The organism is Paenibacillus sp. FSL R7-0331, from assembly GCF_000758645.1.
In the GTDB taxonomy this organism is placed as follows: domain Bacteria; phylum Bacillota; class Bacilli; order Paenibacillales; family Paenibacillaceae; genus Paenibacillus_AQ; species Paenibacillus_AQ camerounensis.
Genome location: NZ_CP009284.1, coordinates 2,349,101 through 2,373,639 on the forward strand (window position 1 = coordinate 2,349,101; position 24,539 = coordinate 2,373,639).

Here is a 24,539-nt window from a genome sequence, read left to right on the forward strand (position 1 = left end):
TTGTGCATACGGAATTTGACATAGGAAGCTTACTGCTTAATCTGTTGCTGGTTCTGGTGCTTGTGTTGTTGAACGGTATCTTTGTTGCTGCTGAATTCTCGCTGGTGAAGGTCAGACAATCCCGTCTGACCCAGCTGGTGAGCGAAGGAAATAAAATGGCCGGGTATGCGCTGAAGGTGAACAAGAAGCTCGATTCGTATCTCTCTGCTACCCAGTTCGGCATTACGCTGGCTTCACTGGGGCTCGGGTGGATCGGGGAGCCGGCAATCTCAGAGCTGCTGGTTGAGCCGCTGATGTTCAAGCTGGGGGTTACCGACCATACATTGATTTCTACCGTATCAGTCGTAATCGGATTTTCCATTATTACTTTTTTACATATTGTACTGGGAGAGCTTGCCCCGAAATCGCTGGCGATTCAAAAAACAGAAGGCTCTGCGCTGCTGCTGTCTGCACCGCTGATGTTCTTCTATAATCTGTTCCTGCCGTTCATCTGGGTTCTGAACGCTTCGGCAAATGCGCTTCTGAGATTAGTTGGCGTAGAACCGGCCAGTGAAGCAGAGGCAGCCCACTCGGAGGAAGAAATCCGCATCCTGATGAACCAGAGCGCCAAAAGCGGGGTCATCGACAAGGATGAGATGAAACTGATGGATAACATCTTTGAATTCTCGGACCTCCTTGCCCGTGAAGTGATGCTGCCGCGCACCGATATGGATGTGCTGTACAGCAATCTTTCACTGGAAGAAAATATGCGGATTATTAACGAAACCAAGCATTCCCGGTACCCGGTAGCCAATGAGGATAAAGACCGGATTATCGGCTTCATCCATATTACTGACCTGCTGTTCGCCCCGCTGGATCAGCAGAATGACCTGGCATCACTGGTGCGCCCGATCCTGAATGTCCCGGAATCTATGGAGATCAGCCATGCGCTGCGGCTCATGCAGAAGAACAAATCCCAGCTCACTCTCGTGGTCGATGAATACGGTGGAACGGCCGGTCTCCTGACTGCTGAGGATATTCTTGAAGAAATAGTCGGCGATCTGCACGACGAGTTCGAGAATGAGCGTCCGGACGTTGAGCGTAACGGTGAATTTATCTCGGTGGACGGGCGGATGCTGATCGAGGATGTGAACGATCTGACCGGTGTCATTATCGAAGATGAAGAAGTGGATTCGATCGGCGGGTGGCTGTTTAAGGAGCTGGAGGGCAATCCGTCCAAGGGCAAGCACATTGTAATTGGTGATGTAACCTTTGAAGTAGAGGAATCAACCCGCCTGCGGATTACGAGAATCAAGATACACCGTCTGAATCCGCCTTTGACGGACGAAACAGATCCCGGTGAGGATGAAGACAGGGAGTAAATATATTATTTTATAAGCTGTGCTGCTGAATGAGGGTCCTCTGACCTGATGAAGCGGCGCGGCTTTTTTTTTGCTGATAAAGAATGTTTAGGTTTCAGGGGGATTTTGTGTGACAAACGTTCTGTGAACGCCTCAGAGCATCATACAGTAGTTACGAAGGGAAGAACGCCTGAACTTGAAGCAGACCTAATAAGGAGGGGAACTTTATTGAACTCCCAGGAGCGTGTATGGGCTACTTACCGGGGACCGTTTGATCCTTGCCCGCCAGTGCCGTTCAAAACGTACGTTGTGCCGCCCAACCAGTATGTCAACTTCCAGCCGCCGGGCTTGCCACAGTATCCGTTGGCTGAAGCCCTGAGGGCTGGAACCTTATGGCCGGCCTTCTACAGTCCTTACGAATCCAAAGCCGGAAAAGGGGGTGTCTAGCCAGATGGAGCAGCCAAAAGCATGTGAGCCGCGTTATTATGAAATGCTGGAGCAGCTGCAGGTGCTTGATTTTGCTCTGGTTGAGCTGAATCTGTATCTGGATACTCATCCGGAGGACTTGAAGGCAATCGAGCAGTTTAACCAGCTGACTCAGGAGCGAACCCGGCTGGCTAACCAGTTTCAGGAGCTGTACGGGCCGCTGCAGAATTTCGGGCGGGCGTACTCCAAATGTCCGTGGGAATGGAGCCAGAGCCCTTGGCCTTGGCAGGTATAGCGCAAAAACAGCGTATAGGAGGGAGGCTTTCGGATGTGGATTTATGAGAAGAAGCTGCAGTACCCGGTGCGTGTCGGCAAATGTGATGTAAGAATGGCGCGCTACCTGATGGAGCAGTATGGGGGGGCTGACGGGGAGCTGGCAGCAGCCCTGCGCTACATGAATCAGCGTTATTCGATTCCTGATAAGGTGATCGGTGTCCTTACTGACATATCAACTGAGGAATTTGCCCATTTAGAAATGATTGCCACCATGATCTATAAGCTAACCAAGGATGCCTCTGTGCAGGAGCTGGAAGCGGCAGGTCTGGGGCCAAACTACGCACAGCGCGATCATGCCCTGTTCTACCAGAACTCAGCAGGGGTTCCGTGGACCGCCAGCTACATCCAGGCCAAGGGCGATCCCATCGCTGATCTATATGAGGACATCGCTGCTGAAGAGAAGGCCAGAGCTACATACCAGTGGCTGATTGACATGACGGATGATGTAGATCTGCAGGACAGCCTTAAGTTCCTGCGGGAGCGTGAGATTATCCATGCAATCCGCTTTAAGGAATCCGTGCAGATTCTGATGGAGGAACGGGATAAGAAGCGGGTGTTCTAGATAGAATCTGGTATTTATAAAGGCCGCCATTTACGGCGGCTTTTTATATTGGATGAATCAGAGGTTTGTAACTAAACAGAAGCATAGCTGAATAAAGTTAGCTGTGTTAATATGTTTGGATAATAAACCACAGGAGGGAAAACATTGAAAATTAAACAGATTTATATTATTTTTACTGCTACAATTGTTCTTCTTATACTGGCAGGCTGCAGCAGCAGTTCCGGGGTTATCCGTTCAGCCGAAATGGAACCAGACACATTCTCCGAACAGGATATGGCTATATACAAAGCAGATAACAGTAAAGAGCGGATTAGTTATGGCATGTCCCGCAAAGATGCAGAGAAGGTACTGGGCACGGGCAATGAAGGTCTGCCCAATTCTTATACATATGAGTCTGGAGTAAGCGTGCTCTATAGAGAGGATAAGGCAGTTGCCATAACGCTGCGGGTTAACACTGAGGGAATCTACAGAACTGCAAGGGGGGCACACGTTGGGATGACTTCATCAGCCATCAAGGAATTGTATGGAGAGAAATATGCCATAGCTGAAGGTGATCAGTCTATGGAGTATTATTACGATACAAAAACCGCGACAATGCTGGAAAGGTCTGAAGTGAACATGAATTCACTTTCCGGGGAAGAACTCGTAGACATACATCTGTTATCCACAGCCTATAATGCGGAAGGTAAAGCAGTGTTTGTCATCCTGATGGACGGGCAGGCTGCTAACACTTTTAAATAAAATCAATAGTATAAAGCCTGAGTCTATGGATATTAAGGATTAAATGGAATCAATAATCTTGTGATCCAGTATTTACAAAATTCGATAAAAGATGATATGCTCATTCTGATACATAATGTTTTTGTGGCTATTATATACATTATTGTGAAAATGGAGTGTGCTGAATAATGTTAAAGGTGACAAGTAAAAAAGTGATGACTGTCATTACAGTTAGCTCGATGCTGCTGGCTGTGGGGGCAGTGGCTTATGCCGACACCACTCTGAAGAAAATTTCTGCTTACCAGAATGCAGCCATTAGTATTGAGGTAGACAATCAGAAAGTGAATTTATCGAGCAATGAAGGCACTATGTATCCCATTGTCTATGAAGGGCACAGCTATGTATCCGCTAAGGCTGTAGCAGAGGCATTAGGAGCAACTGTCAAATGGGATAACAGCCGTAAAACGGTTGCGATCACATCGGGTAACGGCGGTACAGCTGCATCTGTTGTTCCGGATAAAGATAATACAGTTGTCCAGGCGACTGCGAAGCCGGCAGCAACAGCTGCGCCGCAAGCGACAGCTGTTCCGCAGGCAACACCAAAGCCGGCAGCTTCTTCCACTTCCAGTAATAGCGGCACCTCGTTCGCAAACGCTGTAAGTATTGGTACCCCGTATACCTTTACAGATATTAAAAATGATGAAGATGGTGAAGCAGATACAAGTTCTGCACAATACACGTTCACCATTAATAAAGTAACTCCGTTTAGCCTTCAACAAATGAAAGCCTTGGGTTATGACGTAAGTGCAAGTTATGCAGCAGAAATGGACTTTGTTATGCTAGATGTATCTCTCAAGGTTAAGAATGCAACCTTAACTAAGGGGAGCGATGGTAGCGGATCACGTTATCTTTCCATGTATTATCCATACATGTGGGGGGTTCAAACGCCTAGCGGGAATTACAACGTTGGGAAGGAATACATAGGCTTTGATGGTTCGCTAATGGATAATATTTATGCTGCACTACCTGAATTTCCTGAGATTAAACCTGGCGAAACAGGCTCCTATGAGGCTTCGGGCAAAGTTATCTTACCGGTTATAAAGGGTGAAGACAACTATTTCGTGCTTGAAAAACTAGATTATCGCCTTAAATATGAAGATAGTTTCATCTATTTTAAAATTAAATAACCTTGTGACCCTACTGATCATAATCCGGTCAAGTACAACGATCATAAAAGCGATGCAGGCAGCGCGTACCTATATTCAATGGGTACGCGCTGTTTTTATTTGCAATAAACGGCTAGATGATATTGTTGATATTGCTACTTCAGTTGAACAGCAGGGTGCCATTTCAACCAGCAGCAAATTATGTGATAATATCAATAAAACTTCTGGGACAGGAGAAAACAAGCTATGGCATTTGAGCGGCTGAGCGGATTTGTGCGGGCCTGGAAGGATTATCCGCTTCACGAAGGATCGAGGATCGGCGGGCGATATACAATTGAATGTTTAATCGGTGAAGGGAGCTATGGGCTAACCTACCGCTGCTGTGATATAGAGAACGGCAGGGTGTACGCTCTGAAGCAGTCCAGGCCGAGCAAAAAGACTGCCGGACGGATGCTGCTTGAGAAGGAGTATACGATCCTGAGGTCCATGGAGCATCCCAATATCCCCCGGTGCCGGGACTACCTGGAATATAAAGGATCGAACTGGATGGTCAGTGATTATATTACGGGGAAAACGCTGGAGGACCTGATCTTTGATGATCAGCTCATCTACGGTGAACGGGAGAGCCTGGCTGTTATTCTTAAGCTGGCGGAGCTGGTGGCCCATGTTCATTCCCGAGGGTATGTGCATCTGGATCTGCGCATTCCTAATGTGATTTTACAGAAGGATGCTTTATATCTGATTGACTTTGGGCTGGCAAGCAGGATCGGAGAGGAAAGAACGGCAGTAGCGCAGCTAAGCCTTGATCCAGATCTCCTGCCAGAGCAGCTGCCGCCGGTAGCCGCCTCGGATCTGCATGACATGGGCCGGCTGATGCTGTTCATGCTCTACTCCGCCTATGAGCCGGTACGGGGTGAAGAGGAGCGGAGCTGGAGGGAGGAGCTGAAGCTCTCACCTGAAATGCGGCAGCTGCTCAGCCGGCTGCTGGGTGAGCAGGCTGAGCCGTATCCGGATATAGGGACTTTTGCCCGTGAGGCTGCTGCTTTATATAAGAGTCTGCTGTAATAACAGAAAGAGGCGCTTCCAGCCGGAACTGGAAAGCGCCTCTTGCGTTATTACGGCTGCCAGAGCTTAGCTTGAGCTGCCGTAACGGTTCTTATAATATTTGTGTCCGCTACCTCCGCGCCGGGCATCGGAGGACGAATGCCGCTTGTAGCCGCGGCTGCTGCTTGAGTGTCTGTTGTAAAAAGACCGTCCTTTATGGCTGCTGGAATGTCTGCGGTGACCGCCGGGCCTGGAGTGTTCCACGGAATGCAGCACTTTACCAAGAAGTTTTCTGAGCATTACAATTCCTCCTTATATGTTAGGTTTAGCTAATAATTTTATCTTACTCTATAATTACCCTGTAGTACGCGATGATTAAATTAAGGTTTCATGAGAAATTTTTCATTTTTGCAGGGTGCAGCAGGCAAGAACATGGGTATCCATATGGCGCTGGAACCTGCCGCAGCAACAGCAAACAGCCGTCTCCGGACCGGAGGCGGCTGTTTGCTGTGAGTAATACCTTTTACGCGCGCAGTGTCTTGAGAGCACCGCTCCAGGCCAGGACCTGATCAAGCATTGCATTAACGTTGGCTGTATGCAGGTCAGCCGGCTTGAACACTGAACCATTCTCGAAATCAGTGAACAAGGAGAGCAGCGGATGGACACGGACATCTGCAACCTGCAGCTCTCCTAGAATTCCGCGGAGATGCTCGGCTGCACGCGCGCCGCCTGCCGAGCCGTAGCTTACAATACCTGCAGCCTTGTTATTCCATTCATCACGTGCGGAGTCAAGCGCGTTCTTAAGCGCCCCGGTAATGCTGTGGTTATACTCCTGCGCAATGAAGACAAATCCGTCCAGTGTAGCCAGCTTAGCCGCCCAGGCAGCAGCAGGGGCATAATCGTCACTCTCGCCCAATAGCGGCAGTTTAAAGTCGGCAATATCCACAATTTCATAATTGGCATCTCCCCGGGCATCCGCAATGCCTTTAACCCATTCTCCAACTTGCGGACTAACGCGGCCTTGACGGGTGCTTCCCAGAATAATTCCGATGTTTAAAGTAGTCATTTAATATTCCTCCCAAGTAGTTGTATTGGATGTCATTTGTTGTTTGTGTTTTTATTATAGCATATTACTTTTATAAAGCAAGTGTATTTATGAAACTAAAATGCATTTTTAGATGCAGGGAGATTGAATGGGAAAATGAGCGTTCATTCCTGAAGAATTAGCTGCTGGAAGCAGATTTACAGGGAAAACGCTTCATGATAAACTAATAGCCTAAATAGTTATTTTAAAATTTAATTAACTTTCGGCAGTCTGTATTTAATATATGATCTCACGTCATCGTTACGGGTATTCTGTGCAATTGTATGAGGTTAGAGCAGTAAATAAGTACTCAGTGCAGGTTTTTTGCAGCAAGATGTACACTGGAGGAGAGTTATGACGAGAGCGGTAATCATCGACGACGAAAAGCCTGCACTTGAATTATTGGCCAACATGCTGCTCAGAGATGGGCGGATTGAAGTGATCGGTGCTTTCCGTAAACCTTCAGATGCCCTGCGTGAGATTAGGTCGCTGAAGCCGGATGCTGTGTTTCTGGATATGGAAATGCCGGGCATGAACGGGGTGGAACTGGCATTAATGCTGCTGGAAGCATGCGGGGAGCTTGACATTATTTTTGTAACCGCCCATACCTCCTATGCAGTAGAAGCATATAAGGTTGAAGCCGTCGATTATCTGCTGAAGCCCCTGATTCCGGAGCAGCTGGACCGTGCGGTTACCCGGCTTCAGAAAAAACGGATGTTGCGTGGAGCCTATGAGGCAGCAGTGCGATCCATTCAGCCGGAAACCCGTATTATCGGCTTCGGCGGGCTTAGGCTGCTGAACACATCGGGCGAGGAAGAGGAAGTGAAATGGAGAACCTCCAAAACGAAGGAGCTGATGTCCTTCCTGTTCTTGAAAGGCTTGTCCAATGTGTACAAGGGGCAGATTGTTCAGGCGCTCTGGCCGGACTGCAGCGATGAGCAGGCCCAGTCTAACCTCCATACCACTATGTATCAATTGAAGAAGGCATTGAAAGCAGCGGGGATCCATATCGTTATTCATTTTAAAAGTGGAAAATACCGGATGGAGCTTGAAAGGACCACAGGAGATGTCTGGGAATTTGAGACGTTCATCAGTAAAAACAAGGTGGTTGATGCGGCAAACGCCATGAATGTGGAGCGGGTGCTGGAGCTGTACACCGGGGATTTATTCGCTGATTCGGACTACCTGTGGAGTATCTCTAAACGGGAGGAAATGCTCAGCCACTATATTAAGCTTTCCAAAAGGCTCTGCGGCTTCTACATGCGAGAGGGAAGGACGGAGGAAGCTATACAACGGATTGGTAAACTGCTGCAGCATGCCCCGCTTGAGGAAGAGGCGCATGAACTGCTGCTTGGCCTCTATTTCCGGGAAAAGGACCGGATCAGCCTGATCCGCCATTATCATGCCATGAAAGAGCTGCTTAATCATGAGCTCGGGCTTGAGCCGAGAGAGTCAGTCAGACAGCTGTATAATGATATGCTGTGCCAGCTCTGATCCTATATATGATATAAAAGAAGTACATCTTCCCTCGTTGGAAGGTGTTTTTTTGTGTGCGTGGCTGTAAAAGATTCTTACGCTCTATTGTGAATATTATGTTTCTATGCAGCACAAAAAAATGTGTCGGAAAATGTCCAGAAAATGTCCATAGTCCGATGATACATTAAAACAGTGTATACATTTCCGACAGGAGGTATTATGTGCTACAAAAAAGACAGGAATGCGGGAGCATTTAAAAGTGGGAAAGAAGAAATCCTTGTAGGTTTTTGATGCCTGGAGGTATCTTTTGTCACAGGAAATAAACTTGTCAATTTATTGTAGTGTTTGATTACCTGCGAAGCAGTAACAATAATCACATTGGACGGGGGATTATTTTGAAAGATAAGAAAAAAGCAATTATGACCGGTCTCAGCTTCAGTCTGTTCCTGTCGAGTGCAGCTCAGGCAGCCGCTGCTGCCAAAGCAAGTTTTACAGATCTGCAGCATGTGAAATGGGCGGAGAAGCAAATTACGCAGATGAACCTGCTGGAGGTCATTGATGGCCGCGGCGACAGCACTTTTGCTCCGCAGGATAACGTAACCAATCAGGAATCTGTTATCATGATGATCCGGCTGATGGGGCTAGATAACCAGCTGTCTGCAGGAGTAAGCGGTTACCCGGCAGATGATTGGGCACAGTCATATATTAAGCTGGCATTGGATCTTGGACTGCTGGATCAGGACAATCTGGGTCCGGGATGGGGCAGAGCCTCGGCCAGCCGTGAAACCGTAACAGAGCTTGTTGTGAGAGGGATACAGTCTGCTAACCAGATCAGCGGGTTGACTGCGGATACCTCACCCTTCACAGATATCAGCGATGCTTCAACTGGTCTTGTGAATGCCATTCATGTTGCGACCCAGCTGAAAATCGTAAACGGTTTTCCAGACAATGAATTCAAGCCGTTACAGAATGTAACCCGTGCCCAGATGGCAAAAATTCTTAATGCTTCCCTGCCTTATCTGGCACTAGATGAAGCTTCACCAGTAGCACAAAAGGTAAAATACGGCATCATAAGTGAAATTACGGACAGCCGCCTTGTAATTGATACAGACGGCGTTAAAACGACGTACAGTCTGACTGAAGGACTGGCGGTCTACGGGCTTAATGCTTCAGCCATTAATCTTTCGCAGCTTAAAGTCGGACAGCCTGTATCTCTCGTATCTGATGCAAGCGGTCTGGCTATGATTGAGGTAACCAGCAAGGCGGTATCCTTGCCAGAAATCAAAGCTCAGCTCGCCCAGCTGGCAGTCAAAGGTGAAACAGGTGCAACCGGTGCGACAGGAGCAACCGGACCTGCCGGCCCGACCGGGGCAACAGGGGTAACAGGCTCCAGCGGTAACCCTGGTTCCCAGGGGCCGGTAGGCGCAACAGGAGCAACCGGACCTGCGGGAAGTGACGGCGCTACAGGTGCGACAGGTGTAACCGGACCGTCGGGAGCGACAGGCGGAACGGGAGCAACAGGAGCAACCGGGCCTGCGGGAGCGACGGGTGAGACGGGAGCAACAGGAGCAACCGGGCCTGCGGGAGCGACGGGTGAGACGGGAGCAACAGGAGCAACCGGGCCTGCGGGACCGACGGGCGAGACGGGAGCGACAGGAGCAACCGGGCCTGCGGGAGCGACGGGTGAGACGGGAGCAACAGGCGCAACCGGAGCTACTGGAAGTGACGGTGTGACCGGGGCCACTGGAGCGACAGGAGTAACGGGAGCGACGGGTGTAACCGGAGCGACAGGTGCAACTGGGGCGACAGGAGTAACTGGAGCGACGGGTGTAACGGGAGCGACGGGTGTAACCGGAGCGACAGGTGCAACTGGGGCGACAGGAGTAACTGGAGCGACGGGTGTAACTGGAGCGACGGGAGTAACTGGAGCGACAGGAGTAACTGGAGCAACAGGTGTGACTGGGGCGACAGGAGTAACTGGAGCAACAGGTGTGACTGGAGCGACAGGAGTAACTGGAGCAACAGGTGTGACTGGGGCGACAGGAGTAACTGGAGCGACGGGTGTAACTGGAGCGACAGGAGTGACTGGAGCGACAGGAGTAACTGGAGCAACAGGTGTGACTGGGGCGACAGGAGTAACTGGAGCGACGGGTGTAACTGGAGCGACGGGTGTAACTGGAGCAACAGGTGTGACTGGGGCGACGGGAGTAACTGGAGCAACGGGTGTGACTGGGGCAACAGGAGTAACTGGAGCAACAGGAGTAACTGGAGCAACAGGAGTAACTGGAGCAACAGGTGTGACTGGGGCGACAGGAGTAACTGGAGCGACGGGTGTAACTGGGGCAACAGGAGTAACTGGAGCAACAGGAGTAACTGGAGCAACAGGTGTGACTGGGGCGACGGGTGTAAATGGAGCAACAGGAGCAACCGGAGCAACCGGAGCAACCGGGGCAGACGGGGGAAGCGGATACGCAAGCGCAGTCAATTCGGGCGGAGGAACAGTTGCAGTTGTGCTCGGTGGTACATCGGTGCCGCTTACGCTTGACACACAAAGCTCCGCTGTTAGCTTCAATAGCAGTACTTTTACAATTAATACTGCTGGAACCTACTTTATTCAGTATGATATTAATATGAATAATAACTATTTAGTGAGCTCAAGAGTTATGCGCAACGGAGTACAGATTAATGCAAGTATAGTTAATCCTAGTGTCAGCACATCGCATCTTAACAACGGATTTATTATACAATTGAATGCCGGTGACAGCTTAGAGCTGCAATTGTATAACCTGCTAGGAGCTGTAACTTTGACAACCGGAGACGGCGCTTCCATGAACGTAATATATATCGGACCGGGAACTCCTCCTATCTAAATGAGCTGTAAACAGAATAGATCTGCTTCATAAAAAAGAGAAGGGCAGCTGCCTCCGGTTCATTCCGGTGTGCGGCTGCCCTTCTGGTTTATTTTGTTATGCCGTGTCTTTCAGCCTTCCGTACCGGAGTGCAGCATTGGTGAGATCTTAACCCGGAGCAGCTCGCTGCATACGGCTTCCCCGATATTCCGGATCAGGGCCAGGAACATTTCGTGCCCCTCGAACTGATATTCCTGGAACGGATCGTTACCAGAGTAAGCCCGCAGATGAATGCCCTCCCGGAGCTGATCCATCGCGTCGAGATGCTCCATCCATTGACGGTCTACCTGGTTAAGAATGATATATTTTTCGAGGTTACGCATGGCTAAGCTGCCAAGGGCTGTTTCTTTTCTGCTGTAAGCTGCGCTCAGACGCTCCGTCAGGTATAGACGCAGCTGCGGCTGCTCCATAACCCGCAGATCTGCTGCATTTATCTGCAGGTCGGGATCGAGCAGCGGATTCACAGCGGTCTGCAGTCCCTCCGTGTTCCATTCCTCGGGAATCTCCTGTTCCGGGCAGTGCAGGGTTACAAGACTTCTGCACCATTGCCCCAGCATAGCCGCCACAAGGTCTCTGTCTATCCGGTTCAGCAGAACGTCCTCCCTGTCCCGGTAGATCAGCTTCTGCTGCCGGTTTACCACATCATCATATTGAATGACATGCAGAAGTGTATCGTAATGGATGCCCTCGACCACATGCTGGGCGGATTCAATACTCAGGCTGACCAGCTTGCCTTCGAGCGGGCTGCTTTCGTCATGGCCCAATTTCAGCATCTTCCGTCTAAGCGAATCCGATCCGAAGCGCTGAAACAAGGAATCCTCCAGCGAGAGGAAGAAGCGGCTGGAGCCCGGGTCTCCCTGCCGGCCTGAACGTCCCCGCAGCTGTTGATCAATCCGCCGGCTCTCATGCCGCTCGGTCCCGATCACATGCAAACCGCCGGTTTCGGCTGAGCCTTCTCCCAGTTGAATATCGGTGCCTCTTCCGGCCATGTTGGTAGCAATCGTAACAGCACCTTTCCGGCCGGCGCCGGCGATAATTTCGGCTTCCTCCGCATGCCGGTGGGCATTCAGCACACGGTGCGGAACTCCCGCTTCCTGAAGAAGCACCGATAATTGTTCTGATTTCTCAATGGAGACGGTCCCGATGAGAACAGGCTGTCCGTTGGCGTGCCGTTCGAGCACCTCGCAGATGATCGCACCGTTCTTGGCCGCTTCGGTCAGATAGATGAGATCCTGCAGATCATCACGGATACAAGGCAAGCGGGTCGGAATCTGGACGGCATGCAGCCCGTAGACTCTGCGGAATTCGTTATGCTCCGTAACTGCAGTTCCGGTCATGCCGGCCAGCTTGGGATATCCGGCGAAATAATGCTGAAGCGTCATTGCCGCTTTGGGAACCAGCTCTGTTCCGATATGCACCCCTTCCTTCTCTTCAATAGCCTGATGCAGACCATCACTATAACGGCGTCCGGGCATCAGCCTTCCGGTATTCGTATCAATAAGCTGTATCGCATTATCCTTGACAATATATTCGATCTCACGTCTGATCAGGTGATGGGCTCTAAGCGCCTGAATGAGATGATGATGAATCAGTGAATGCTCCGGATCAAAGAGGTTGTCAATCATGAATTCGCGTTCAGCCTTCCGGACGCAGAGCTCAGTCAGGGTAAGCGTCTTGGCCTTCAGGTCAATGGTGAAATCAAACCCTTCACTAAGCGGTAAAATAAAGCGGTTCATCCGGTAGTACAGCATGGACGGCCGCTGGCCCTTACCGGAGATAACCAGCGGTGTACGGGCTTCATCAATTAGGATTGAATCCACCTCATCAATAACGGCATAATGTAGCGGGCGCTGGACCAGCTGCTCGCTGTACAGTGACAGGTGGTCGTGCAGATAATCGAAGCCGAACTCACTTGCAGTTCCGTAAGTAAGATCGCAGGCATAAGACCTGCGTTTCTGGTCACGGGCCATGCCGTTAAGCGTGCAGCCGACAGAAAGACCCAGGAACTGGTACACGGGCTGCAGCTGGGTGCTGTCACGGACGGCCAGATACTCATTGGCTGTAACAATATGAACACCCTTGCCTGTCAAGGCGTGGACATAGCCGGCCGGAATGCTCGCCAGCGTCTTTCCTTCACCGGTCTTCATGTCCGCAATGTCGCCTCTAAACAGGGCCGCAGCGGCCAGCAACTGCTCATCATAGAGCAGAAGCCCCAGCACACGGCGGACAGCTTCGCGTACAACAGCAAAAGCCTCAGGCAGCAGCCCGTACAGCGGCTCGCCATTGCTAATCCGTGTGCGGAAGACGAAAGTACGGGCATTTAGCTCAACGTCACTAAGCGCCTGAATTTCCGGAGCGAATGTATTCATCCGCTCAATGATCCGGCTAAGCCTGCTTAGCTCCCAGTCGTTATGATTTAATATCCGCTGAACTTGTCGCAGCATTATTGTTCCTCCTTAACATGCCGGTTAATCGGCATCCTCATATTCGAGCTGCAGTGCAGACATCCGGTACGGATCGGCGTCAGCCGGGGCGTTCTGTTTCTCACGGCGCAGCTTGCGCAGTGTCAGGGTAAGCCAGATTTGGCTGGCAATACATACAGAAGAATACACACCTGTAATAAGACCCAGTGTCATTGCCAGTGAAAACAGCCGGATGGACTCACTGCCCCAGAACAGAATCGCTGCTGATGCAAAGAGTACACACAAAAAGGTGTTCACCGAGCGGAGCAGCGTCTGGTTAATGCTTGTATTTACTATCTGCTCCAGCTGCTCCCGGTCACGGGGAATGCCGCTCTTCAGGTTTTCGCGGATCCGGTCGAATATGACGACAGTATCATTAACGGAGTAACCGATAATGGTAAGCATTGCAGCGATAAACGGAAGATTAATCTCCAGGCGGAAGATTGAAAAAATAGTAATGATAACAAAAACGTCATGCAGCAATGCGACGATAGCACCGACGGCAAATCTTTTTTCAAAACGGATGCCGACATAGACCAGAATACCGAGACTGGACAATGCCACTGCCAGACCGGCCTTCTTGGCGAATTCCCTGGCAATATCCGGGTCCACGGTATTCTCCTCCAGGCTGGCTGTGCCGCCGAGCCTGGCAGTCAGCGCATCCCCTATGATGGCGGCGTTGCCGCTATCGGGCGGAAACGTTTCATTAAAGCGCAGCGAAACCCGGTTTGCGGCCTCACCGCCGATGGCAACAATAGCCGGCTGAAATCCGGCTTCGCGGATGATGCTCTCGGCCTGCTGCTGGGAGACGCTCTGGGACAGCTGGATATCCAGCGACGTGCCTGCACGGAAATCCACGCCGTAGTTCACCTGCTGAATCAGCAGGCTGGCAACCCCAATAATCGTCAATGCTCCCGAAAAGATGTAGAACCGCTTCCGTGATCCGGTAAAATTGAAGCTGCGGTGCGAGGCTGTAACCTCATGCGCTTCACGGGAGCCGAATGCATTTACCTCGGACGGCTTTACACTGTACCATCTGACATTCTGGAGCAAGCCTGAACGGCCGAGCTGGCGCAGCAGCCACTGGGAGAAATAAACATTGGTAAGGATGCTCAGCACAATGCTCAGAATCATGGTGACCGCAAAGCCTTTAATCGCCCCCGATCCGAGGGAGAACATACAGAATGCAGAGATCAGCGCGGTTATATTGGAGTCCATAATGGTTCTGAAGGAATGCCGGGAGCCAGCCGTGAGAGCGGAGGGAAGGCTTTTACCTGACCGGAGCTCTTCCTTAATCCGCTCATAAGTGATGATATTCGCATCAACAGCCATTCCTACGCCGAGTACGAAGGCGGCTATTCCCGGCAATGTCATGGTCGCCTGAACCAGATTGAAGCTGAGCAGCAGCAGCCAGCCGTAAGTTATCAGCGTGAAGGAAGCAATGAGACCTGGCAGCCGGTAAAAAATCAGCATGAACAGCAGCACCAGCACAGAGCCGATCGCGGCAGCCCGAAGCGTCTCTGACAAAGCCTCCTGGCCAAGGGAGGCGCCGATGGTCTGGTTCAGCTTCTCATTCAGCTTCAGCGGCAGGGCCCCCATATTGATAATGTCTGCAAGCTCAGATGCTTCAGTCTGTGAAAAAGCACCGACAATCCGCATTTTCCCGCCCGTTATGACCGCCTGGACGACCGGATCGGTAAGCAGCTCCCCGTCCAGTTCAAAACGGATCTGCTGGTTCAGCAGACGGGTGGACATTTCCTCAAGCTTCTCCGGATTCTTCAGCGTGACCAGAATGCCGGGATTTCCAAAGTCATCCCGCACAACAAGTGATTCGCCTTCGACAAAGTCAGCCCCGCGCAGCTCCACTGAACCGTCAGGACCGACTACCGTCAGTTCAGCCGGTTTACCGAGCAATTCCCTGACCTTCTGCTCGTCGGTTACACCGGGTAGACGGACGCGGATCCGGTTCGTGCCCTCTGTCCAGATCTCGGGCTCAGAGGTGCCGAGCGCATTCACTCTTTTTTCAAGGCTGGCTGCGGTCTGTCTGAGGCTCTCCAGTGTTATGACGCCCCCGGGTGAAAGCGGCTGCGCCTCATACAGCACCTCAAAACCGCCCTTTAGATCAAGTCCGAGCCGGACATCCTCTAATACTCTGGGAATTGTCGCTGCTATAATAATGAATAAGAGTATTACCGTTGCCGAGAAAGCAGCTATACGTTTCCGGTTTATCGCCACGCTGGAAAATCCCCCTGTGTGAAGCAGTGAAGCCGTTTCCGGCTGCGATTCTTCAAATTTTATTGTTTTGCTGCTATAGTAGATAAGGGCTTACAGTATTCATAATAAAAGAAATGAAGGTGGTTCCTTGAGCAGTGCCAAACCGCGTCTGACACTTTCCATGGTTGTCCGCAATGAACAGGGGCGTTACCTGAGGCAGGCCCTTGAGCGCCACCGCCAATATATCAGCGATGCAGTCATTATTGATGACGGCAGCACCGACGGAACCCCTGAGCTATGCCTGGAAGTGCTCGAGGGAATTAATGTGAAGCTGGTGCGGAATCAGGCATCCCGGTTCAGCAATGAAATCGATCTGCGCCGGCAGCAATGGCAGGAGACCCTTGAAGTCGGACCAGACTGGATTCTGAATCTGGATGCCGATGAATGGTTTGAGGATGCATTCGGCAGTCAGATCGAATCGCTGATATCAAGAGAAGGAGTGTACTTATACTCCTTCCGTTTGTATGATTTCTGGAATATGAATGCTTACAGGGACGATGCCTACTGGCAGGCGCATCATTATTACCGCCCGTTCCTGCTCCGCTATGAGTCCGGGTACGAGTACACCTGGCGTGAAACAAGCCAGCATTGCGGCCGGTTTCCCGAGAATGTATACGGGCTTCACAATGAGCTTTCGGCGCTCCGCCTGAAGCATCTCGGCTGGGCAAGAGCAGAGGACCGCTTGAGTAAATACAGGCGCTACATGGAGCTTGACCCGGAAGGTGCTAATGGAAGTCTTGCCCAATATCACTCTATTCTTGACCCGGAGCCTCGTCTCACGGCCTGGGAAGAATAACGCTACAGGCTGTCTCCGGCATCTGCCAGGGAGACAGCCTTTTGCTATCCCGCGCCTGCCTTGGCCTAGCCGGTTTGCTCTGAGTCCGGCTGCGTTCCGGCGGTCAGCTTGTCCAGCAATGCACTGCGGTTGTTAAGCATGACCAGATTGTCAGGCACGTAAGCAAGCCCCTGCTCATTGTATTTAAAAGCGGACCGCCAGCTGCCGAGCCTGGAGTAGCAGACGCACAGCTGAATGCAGGGCATCCAGGTCCAGGTGTCCTTTCCGGGCAGGCTCTCCCAGTTAGCCGGCCGGGGCGAGGCGAGCGACTGCTTAAGCCAGCGGATGGCTTCATCCCAAGCCTGCACGTCCATTAATTTGGCACCGATTCTAAAGGTGAGCTCGGACCGGCTGAAGCCGGCTGCAGCGGCTCTCAGGAGGTCAAGGCCCTTCACTGTATCCCCGAGCCTGCCGTAACAGGCATCCAGCTCCAGCAAAGCGGTTACCCGCTCATCCTCTGTTCCCTGATTGTCATCCAGAAACTGCTCAAGCAGCTCACTGGCTGCTTCGTCATATCCGTAACGGATACATTGCATGGCAGCAGACAGCCCTGTGTCTGCTGCTGCCGGCACCGCAGAGGCACTTGCTTCAAGATAGGCAGAGCAGCCCTCCAGATCAGAGCTTCTGTAAATATGGTAGGCAGGATAAGTTGTTTCGACATACATCTGCAATCCTAAGGCAGCGGCACGGACACAGAAATGCCGGTCTTCGCCCCAGTAGCCCAAATTTGGAATTTCGGCAAACTGTACTCCGCGCAGCAGCGCCTGACGGCTGATCAGCGTACAGGCTCCGAGGCCTCCGACCTCATGCAGGCCGGGCTGGCGCAGCCGGGCATAGAAGCGCTGAACCTGGCTCCAGGTTTCCTGCGGGCTTAAATCCTCACGCCGGATCAGCGGATGCTGGCCGTATTCACTATGCAGCCATACCTGGGGCATCTCCAGTGCATCCGCCTGCCAGCGGGTCCAAAAAACAGCCGATACAAGCTCCTTCCCGCTTTTCAGCAGCGTTTTTAGTGTCTGCGGATGGAACAGGAGGTCAGAATCGGCAAGAAAGGCATGTGTATATTCTCCGGCCGCGGCTGACTGGAGGATCTGATCCTTCATCGCGGCGACTCTCCAGACGGCATCCTCAGGCCAGCGGTGGGTATTGTCATCACTTGAGTATCTGGAGCCCTCTTCCTCAGGGGGAGAAAGAATGACGGCAGCTCCTGAGGATTGCCGGACAAACTGCTGCAGGAGCCGGGAGGATGCGGGAGCGGTATTATCATCGAAGAACATATAATGGATGTCAATTCCTGCTGTATCCAGATTGCTAAGGGAGTACAGAAACAGGCTGAGGATTTCCGGCTTTTGCCGGATAGGGCTTGCGATAAGCAGTCGCGGGCTGTTCATAATGATGTTCCTCTCCTGATAGATGCCTCTCGAAAGTGCGTTTATTCATAGACAATAGTAGTGCTGAAGTTTTTTTGGATGCGAAATTTGGTTATTGACGTTGATTTATAGATTGTTTTGGCTGTTCTACTATTCTGTGTTATCTTCTATTATATAAGAATTCACCTATTTGACACAATGAACATTCTATTTTAGCAAACCATAGAAATTCATTCCAAACTGGTCTAGAATAACAATGTACAAGAACTGCCGGTTCTGTCATGGCAGATAAAGAGGGTGCTGAGAGGAGAAGTGTGGAATGAAGTACCGCAGATTGGGCGGATCGGGGCTTAAGGTCAGTGAGATCAGCCTGGGAAGCTGGTTGACCTACGGCGGGTATGTTGAGCGTGATAATGCTGTACAAGCTATTGAAACCGCTTACGGTTTAGGCGTGAATTTTTTTGATACAGCTAATGTATATGAAAAAGGTGCGGCCGAGACGCTCCTTGGCGAGACGCTGCGCGGATTTCCCCGCGAATCCTATGTCCTGGCCACCAAGGTGTACGGCGTTATGGGCGACGGTCCAAATGACCGGGGGCTGTCCCGCAAGCATATTACGGAGCAGTGCCATGCCAGCCTGAAGCGGCTGGGTGCTGAATATGTGGACATTATGTACTGCCACCGTTATGACCCGGAGACGCCGGTTGAGGAAACCCTGCGTACGCTGGATGATCTGGTCCGGCAGGGCAAGGTGCTCTATGTAGGTGTTAGTGAATGGACGGCTGCACAGATGACGGAAGCGCTGGCGGTTGCTGACCGTTATCTGCTCGACCGCATTGTCGTTAATCAGCCGGTTTATAATATGTTCGAGCGTTATATTGAGAAGGAAGTAATTCCGCTCGGGGAACGCAAAGGGATCGGACAGGTTGTATTCTCACCGCTGGCCCAGGGGCTGCTGACCGGAAAATACAGCTCGGCCCACGACATTCCTGCCGGCAGCCGTGCCTCTAAGCTGGATTGGATGCGCAAAGGAGTCACCGAAGAGAAGATCGCCAAGGTACAGGAGCTGGGCAAGATAGCAGCTGAGCTGGACATCTCTGCCGGTAACCTGGCGCTTGCCTGGATTCTGCGGCAGCCTAATGTGGCAAGCGCACTTGTCGGCGCGAGCAGACCGGAGCAGGTTGAAGAGAATGTTAAGGCTTCGGGTATTGAACTGACAGAAGAGGTATTGTCACGTATTGCCGCTATCATTGATTAGAGAGAGGAGCAGATACAGATGAAGGTACTTTTTATCGGAGGCACAGGATTAATCAGCGAGGCCGTATCAAAGCTTGCAGTTGCACAGGGGATCGAGCTGTATCTGTTCAACCGCGGGGAGCGGGATGAGTTCGTGCCTGAAGGGGCACAGGTAATCCGCGGGGATATCCGCGATGCGGCAGGAGCTGCAGAGGCGCTTAAGGGTTTGGAATTCGATGCTGTGGTAAATTGGATTGCGTTCACGCCGGAGCATGTGCAGAACGATATTCAATTGTTTTCCGGCAAAACGAAGCAGTATATCTTCATCAGCTCAGCCTCTGCCTATCAGAAGCCGCAGCGCAGCTACCTGATCACGGAGGAGACGCCGCTGAATAATCCTTACTGGGAATATTCCCGCAATAAAATCGCCTGTGAAGAGCTGCTGCTGGAGAAGCACCGCAGCGGCTCCTTCCCGGTAACCATTGTACGGCCCTCCCATACTTACGGCATAACAGCCATTCCGGCGGCATTGACCAGCGGCAAGCATCCCTGGTCACTGGTGGAGCGGATCCGCAAAGGACAGCCGATAGTCATTCACGGGGACGGCACCTCACTCTGGACAATGACCCACAATACAGACTTTGCCAAAGGCTTCACGGGTCTGCTGGGGAACCCGGAAGCAATCGGTGAAGCCGTGCATATCACGTCTGATGAATCGCTGAACTGGAATCAGATTTATGCTGCAATTGGCGGGGCGGCGGGCAGAGAGCCGAAGGTGGTTCATATCTCGACAGATTTCATCGCGGCGCATACACCAGCGGGAACCGCTGACGGCCTTATCGGTGATCAGGCGGTGAGCAGCGTGTTCGACAACAGCAAGATCAAGCGGCTGGTGCCTGAGTTCAGTGCCACAGTTCCGTTTGCGGAGGGCATCAAGCAATCAGTTGATTGGTTCGAAGCTCATCCGGAGCGCTGCAGCGTGGACGGGGAATGGTCCAAAATGCTGGATACGCTGATCAGCAGACACGGCGTTGACGCCAAGCTGTTGTCTTACTACGTGTAACAGCATGTGGCATGAATCAAGGAATGATGAATATACTCTCACTACCTACCGAAACCTGTAAAAAAGGAGTCCTGGTCATGCCGACACATCCGTATGTATCCCGCTTTTTTGTCAATTCCGATGCCCGCCGCGACAAGCTGATTTATGACTTGCCGGAGTCCTGGTGGAGCCGGCCTTATGAATACGAATGGTGCACGAATTTCATTTCGTCCCATGATGTGGTGCTGGATGCCGCCTGCGGCATCTCCCACCCGCTCAAGTTCTATCTTGCCGGCTTCAGTGCCGAGGTCTACGCCTGCGATATTGATGCCCGCATTATGTCCAGGGAAGCGATTCTTCAGGACATTGTCGATGATATCGGCGTGGAAGCGGCCCGGCAGGTGCTGGCCAGAAGCACAACAAGCCTTCATCTGGCCCAGGCTGACCTAACATCGCTGCCTTATGCGGATGAGAGCTTTGATACGGTTTTTTGCATCTCGGTGCTGGAGCATCTGTCCGCAGAGGATGCCGTGCTGGCCATCCGTGAGTTCCACAGAACCCTGAACGGGGAGGGGCTGCTTGTGCTGACATTTGATTATCCGACCGTCAATCTGCCGGTGATGAACGATGTGCTCCTGCAGGCCGGATTCCAGTACTGGGGGGAGACGGATTTCAATCTGCCGGCGGATGCGCTGCGGACAGAGCAGTGGGGCGGGCTGAACTGCTTCCGGGCGGTACTGAAAAAAGCGCAAGTCTAGCAGGGACTTTCTACTCTTTTGGGTAATGAACCTTATCCGTTATAGTTGATAAATAAATTATCAGAAGGAGTAACCCGAGTGCGCAGAGCTGCCATACTTATTCTATTAATCTTTCTGCTGGTTCCCGGCCCGGCGGTATCCGGGGGAGCTTCAAAGACACAGCCTCCAGACCGGATCACCCTGACCTTCGCCGGAGATATTCTGCTGGACGGCTTTGTGGGGGAGCAGATTGCCAGATACGGTGTCAATTTCCCGTTTGCCAAAGTAGCTCCTGTCCTGCAAAAGGCCGATCTGGCCTTCGCTAATTTAGAGACTCCGGTCTCGGTCCGCGGCAAGCCGGCTGAGAAGACGTTTGCCTTCCGGTCCAAGCCGGAGACGCTCGGGGGATTGATCTTCGCCGGTATCGACGGGGTATCGCTGGCGAACAATCACATTCTCGACTACGGGCAGGACGCGATGCTGGATACGCTGGTCCATCTGGATAAATACAAAATCGGCCATACCGGAGCAGGCAGCAACATCGGCCAGGCGTTCAAGCCGTATGTCAAAACGGTCAAAGGCAAGCGGATTGCCGTACTCGGTGCGAGCCGGGTATTATCCGGGCCTTCCTGGCATGCCGGTAAGGATACGCCGGGAGCCGCATCAGCCTATACCGCCGAGCCGCTGCTGAGTGCTATTAAGAAATCCGCCAAAGACAACGACTATACAGTCGTATATCTGCACTGGAACGAGGAGTTCAAGGATTATCCCGAGAAATATGCCCGGACGCTGGCCAAGCAGATGATTGACAGCGGCGCGGATATTATCCTCGGCGCACACAGCCACTGTCTGATGGGCATTGAGTATTACAAGCACAAGCCGATCTATTACTCGCTGGGTAACTTTGTGTTCAACAAGTCCACGCGCGGCGGGGAGAAGACGGTGCATTCGATGCTGGCTGACTTTACGATTACGAAGTCGGGTATTGCCAGTAAGATCACGCCGGTCAAGATCATCGGGGGACAGCCGAACTTTATGGGTGCTGCCTATAATAAGGAAGCGATCCAAAAGCTGAACCAGCTGTCATTCAACGCCAGGATTGCCTCGGACGGAACGGTCAGCGAGAAGCAGTGAGCTGGAGGCTGACGTCATAAGCCTAGCAGCCGAAATCGCAGCTGCACACTTAACCGCTCCAGCCGCCCACCCTACAGCTTCACGCTAGCTGCTTCTGCTGAGGACCGGAATTTAGTTTGATTTTAGTCACTTAATCCTGCGCGAAATCGGAACTTCGCGTGATTAGCTGGAAAAATGTATCTTAATTCGCCGCTAATCCTCCCTAGGAGCGAAATCAGCGATATTAGGTGTCCTTTTTCCAGCTAATGTGCTTTTCCCCGCACTCAGCCCGGAATTAGGTGACGTATTTCCACTTAATTGAATGGAGCCTAATGAGTTCAAGCCGCGCATCAAGCATACAAAACCCAAAAAGCACCCCGCAGCCATCACGGCTGCGGGGTGCTTTGTATGGATATTACGCAGAAGCTTGCGGCTAAGCCAAACCGGTCAGCCCTTAACCGCTCCGGCGACAACACCTTTAACAATATACTTTTGCAGGAAGATGAACACGATGATGGACGGCAGCACGGCCATTACCATGGCTGTCATGGCATACTGCCAGTCAGAGGTATACTGTCCGACGAAGGTGTAAGCGGCCAGCGTCAGCGTCTTCGTATCCGGTGAGCCGTTGACCATCAGGAGCGGGAGCAGGAAGTCGTTCCAGATCCACATGACGTCGATGATGACAATGGTGGTTGTTACTGATTTCAGCAGCGGGAAGATGACACTGAAGAACAGGCGGAAGCCGGAAGCCCCGTCGATCGTAGCGCTTTCGTCGATTTCCAGCGGAATCCCTTTCACGAAGCCGTGATAGATGAATACGGCAAGCGGTGCACCGAAGCCCCAGTAGAGCAGGCCCAATCCCCAGGTGCTTTCAGACAAGTTCAGGTTCTTCGCTGTCTGGAGCACTGTCAGCATGATCGACTGGAACGGAATCAGCATCGGCATGATGCAGAGGAAATAGATGACGCCGCTCCATTTTGTTTTGGTCCGGGCCAGCTTGTAAGCGGCGATGGAGGAGACAAACACAATCCCCAGCAGCCCGACCCCGGTGATGATAAAGTTGTTCAGGAACAGACGCGGATAGTTAATGAATTCCCATACATAGGAATAGTTAGCGAATGTCAGCTTTTGCGGCAGGGCGATGACGTCGGTCATGACCTCGCCGAAGCTTTTGAACGAGTTGATAATGGTCAGGAACAGCGGATACAGGAACAGCAGGGAGAGGAGGACGAGCACAATCTCAAGTACAATTTTGCCTGCCTTGTTGTTGGTTTTCATTATGCCTCCACCTCTCTTTTCTTGAAGAATGTAAGCTGAATAACGGTAACGATCAGCACCGCTACGAACAGGATAAGCGCTTTCGCCGTACCGTACCCGTACAGGTTGTTCTGGAATGTGTCACGGTAAATGTCATAGGCGATACTGTAGGTGGTTCCGCCGGGACCGCCTCCGGTCAGCGACAGGATGACGTCGAATACTTTGATAGAGTTCGTCAGCGCCATAAATACCGAGATGGTAATGGATGGTGCGAGCAGCGGCAGCGTAATGCTGAAGAACCGTCTCAGCGCCCCTGCGCCGTCCACTGTTGCCGCTTCCTTAAGATCCTCCGGTACCGACTGCAGGCCGGCGATATAGATAACAAGATAGAAGCCGATAGATTGCCAGATGGATACACCTAATATGGATATAAAAGCGAGCCCCGGCGTCCCCAGCCAGCTCAGATCAAAGATTGCCCAGCCGGTGCTCTCCCCGAGCGAGTTGAAGCCCTGCATGAAAATGAACTTCCAGATGAAGCCGACGATCACCAGGCTGAGAATATAAGGAATGAAGAAGGCGGCTCTCAGCCAGGAGGTGGACTTCAGCTTCATATCCAGCAGCACGGCCAGCAGAATGGCCAGCACATTGACAATGACGATGTAGAGCACCGCATATTTAATGGTGAACCAGGCGGAGTCGGAGAAATTGGTATCCCCGGTAAAAATCTGCTTGAAGTTATCCAGCCCGACGAATTTGGGATGCTTGGAAATCCCGTTCCATTTGGTCAAGGAATAACGGATGGTCATGATGAACGGGATGTAGAAGGCTACTGCGATACAGATCAGAACGGGGAGGGTGAAGAGCCCGAATTCTGTTTTATCGCGCCATTTTCTGCCGAGTGATTTTAACATGGATGCACCTCTTCTGCTATTTATAGGGTGGGAGTAACGGACCCCGCTTGCCACACTTAACCATTCCGGTTAGTCTATATTGTGTATTATAGGGCAGCGCCGTATACTCAGAAATGGATTTAAGAAGACAGTTAGGGGTAAAAAAGTGAACTGAAAGCGGAAACAAAAATCATGCGGAGGAGGCTGCAGCCATTATCCCGAATACCCTGAAAAAGCTGCTGGAGCCGCTGCTGGAG

21 protein-coding genes are annotated in these 24,539 nt (G+C 51.7%); 14 read left to right on the plus strand and 7 right to left on the minus strand.

Annotated features, from left to right (window positions below; all coding sequences use genetic code 11):
* Window positions 1-2: 2 nt before the first annotated feature.
* The 7 genes from R70331_RS09565 to R70331_RS09595 all read left to right on the plus strand — a co-directional run bounded on the left by R70331_RS09565 (window position 3) and on the right by R70331_RS09595 (window position 5,615).
* Entirely contained in the window at window positions 3-1,361 is a 1,359-nt protein-coding gene (locus R70331_RS09565) for a hemolysin family protein (protein WP_042174896.1), read from the plus strand.
* Window positions 1,362-1,568: 207 nt separating this feature from the next.
* Complete coding sequence (locus tag R70331_RS32025) at window positions 1,569-1,787, plus strand: spore coat associated protein CotJA (protein ID WP_039871645.1); 219 nt, start codon at window positions 1,569-1,571, stop codon at window positions 1,785-1,787.
* A gap of 4 nt (window positions 1,788-1,791) precedes the next feature.
* Complete coding sequence (locus R70331_RS09575; protein WP_042174898.1) at window positions 1,792-2,061, plus strand: spore coat protein CotJB; 270 nt, start codon at window positions 1,792-1,794, stop codon at window positions 2,059-2,061.
* Between the two features lie 33 nt (window positions 2,062-2,094).
* Window positions 2,095-2,664 carry a manganese catalase family protein gene (locus R70331_RS09580; protein WP_039871648.1) on the plus strand — a complete coding sequence of 190 codons (570 nt, stop codon included), beginning with the start codon at window positions 2,095-2,097 and terminating at the stop codon, window positions 2,662-2,664.
* A 144-nt stretch (window positions 2,665-2,808) separates the two neighbouring features.
* Entirely contained in the window at window positions 2,809-3,405 is a 597-nt protein-coding gene (locus tag R70331_RS09585; protein ID WP_042174899.1) for a hypothetical protein, read from the plus strand.
* Window positions 3,406-3,572: 167 nt separating this feature from the next.
* Window positions 3,573-4,571, plus strand: coding sequence for a stalk domain-containing protein (locus tag R70331_RS30420; RefSeq protein WP_052418995.1), 999 nt, complete (start codon window positions 3,573-3,575; stop codon window positions 4,569-4,571).
* Between the two features lie 225 nt (window positions 4,572-4,796).
* On the plus strand, window positions 4,797-5,615 hold the full coding sequence (locus R70331_RS09595) for a serine/threonine protein kinase (RefSeq protein ID WP_042174901.1): 819 nt from the start codon (window positions 4,797-4,799) through the stop codon (window positions 5,613-5,615).
* Window positions 5,616-5,681: 66 nt separating this feature from the next.
* On the opposite strand, the gene R70331_RS09600 is transcribed toward R70331_RS09595, so the two are convergent.
* The gene (locus tag R70331_RS09600) at window positions 5,682-5,894 is read right to left on the minus strand and encodes a hypothetical protein (RefSeq protein WP_042174903.1); all 213 of its coding nucleotides are present in this window, start codon (window positions 5,892-5,894) and stop codon (window positions 5,682-5,684) included.
* A 223-nt stretch (window positions 5,895-6,117) separates the two neighbouring features.
* Window positions 6,118-6,660 carry an NADPH-dependent FMN reductase gene (locus R70331_RS09605; RefSeq protein ID WP_042174905.1) on the minus strand — a complete coding sequence of 181 codons (543 nt, stop codon included), beginning with the start codon at window positions 6,658-6,660 and terminating at the stop codon, window positions 6,118-6,120.
* 372 nt (window positions 6,661-7,032) lie between these two features.
* Here R70331_RS09605 and R70331_RS09610 point away from each other — a divergent pair, with 372 nt between their 5' ends.
* Both R70331_RS09610 and R70331_RS31025 read left to right on the plus strand, forming a co-directional pair.
* Window positions 7,033-8,172 carry a response regulator gene (locus R70331_RS09610; protein WP_042174907.1) on the plus strand — a complete coding sequence of 380 codons (1,140 nt, stop codon included), beginning with the start codon at window positions 7,033-7,035 and terminating at the stop codon, window positions 8,170-8,172.
* A gap of 377 nt (window positions 8,173-8,549) precedes the next feature.
* A complete protein-coding gene (locus tag R70331_RS31025; protein ID WP_156131099.1) occupies window positions 8,550-11,024 on the plus strand; it encodes a BclA C-terminal domain-containing protein in 2,475 nt (824 codons plus the stop codon).
* A gap of 110 nt (window positions 11,025-11,134) precedes the next feature.
* Here R70331_RS31025 and secA read toward each other — a convergent pair whose 3' ends face one another.
* Together secA and secD are read right to left on the minus strand one after the other, a co-directional pair.
* Window positions 11,135-13,507, minus strand: coding sequence for a preprotein translocase subunit SecA (secA, locus tag R70331_RS09620; protein ID WP_042174908.1), 2,373 nt, complete (start codon window positions 13,505-13,507; stop codon window positions 11,135-11,137).
* Between the two features lie 24 nt (window positions 13,508-13,531).
* Entirely contained in the window at window positions 13,532-15,760 is a 2,229-nt protein-coding gene (secD, locus tag R70331_RS09625; RefSeq protein WP_231576438.1) for a protein translocase subunit SecD, read from the minus strand.
* A 127-nt stretch (window positions 15,761-15,887) separates the two neighbouring features.
* On the opposite strand from secD, the gene R70331_RS09630 reads away from it, so the two are divergent.
* Window positions 15,888-16,595, plus strand: coding sequence for a glycosyltransferase (locus R70331_RS09630; RefSeq protein ID WP_231576439.1), 708 nt, complete (start codon window positions 15,888-15,890; stop codon window positions 16,593-16,595).
* Window positions 16,596-16,660: 65 nt separating this feature from the next.
* On the opposite strand, the gene R70331_RS31830 is transcribed toward R70331_RS09630, so the two are convergent.
* Entirely contained in the window at window positions 16,661-18,025 is a 1,365-nt protein-coding gene (locus R70331_RS31830; RefSeq protein WP_052418996.1) for a hypothetical protein, read from the minus strand.
* 298 nt (window positions 18,026-18,323) lie between these two features.
* Between R70331_RS31830 and R70331_RS09640 the strand changes: the two genes are divergently transcribed.
* The 4 genes from R70331_RS09640 to R70331_RS09655 all read left to right on the plus strand — a co-directional run bounded on the left by R70331_RS09640 (window position 18,324) and on the right by R70331_RS09655 (window position 22,153).
* Window positions 18,324-19,262: an aldo/keto reductase family protein gene (locus tag R70331_RS09640; RefSeq protein WP_042174909.1), complete on the plus strand. Its 939-nt coding sequence runs from the start codon at window positions 18,324-18,326 to the stop codon at window positions 19,260-19,262.
* A gap of 18 nt (window positions 19,263-19,280) precedes the next feature.
* Entirely contained in the window at window positions 19,281-20,303 is a 1,023-nt protein-coding gene (locus R70331_RS09645) for an SDR family oxidoreductase (RefSeq protein WP_042174910.1), read from the plus strand.
* Window positions 20,304-20,380: 77 nt separating this feature from the next.
* On the plus strand, window positions 20,381-21,040 hold the full coding sequence (locus tag R70331_RS09650; protein WP_042174911.1) for a class I SAM-dependent methyltransferase: 660 nt from the start codon (window positions 20,381-20,383) through the stop codon (window positions 21,038-21,040).
* A 78-nt stretch (window positions 21,041-21,118) separates the two neighbouring features.
* Window positions 21,119-22,153: a CapA family protein gene (locus tag R70331_RS09655; RefSeq protein ID WP_052418997.1), complete on the plus strand. Its 1,035-nt coding sequence runs from the start codon at window positions 21,119-21,121 to the stop codon at window positions 22,151-22,153.
* Window positions 22,154-22,579: 426 nt separating this feature from the next.
* On the opposite strand, the gene R70331_RS09660 is transcribed toward R70331_RS09655, so the two are convergent.
* Both R70331_RS09660 and R70331_RS09665 read right to left on the minus strand, forming a co-directional pair.
* The gene (locus R70331_RS09660; RefSeq protein ID WP_042174912.1) at window positions 22,580-23,413 is read right to left on the minus strand and encodes a carbohydrate ABC transporter permease; all 834 of its coding nucleotides are present in this window, start codon (window positions 23,411-23,413) and stop codon (window positions 22,580-22,582) included.
* Complete coding sequence (locus R70331_RS09665) at window positions 23,413-24,303, minus strand: carbohydrate ABC transporter permease (protein WP_042174914.1); 891 nt, start codon at window positions 24,301-24,303, stop codon at window positions 23,413-23,415. The genes R70331_RS09660 and R70331_RS09665 overlap by 1 nt, the downstream gene beginning before the upstream one ends.
* Between the last annotated feature and the right edge of the window lie 236 nt (window positions 24,304-24,539).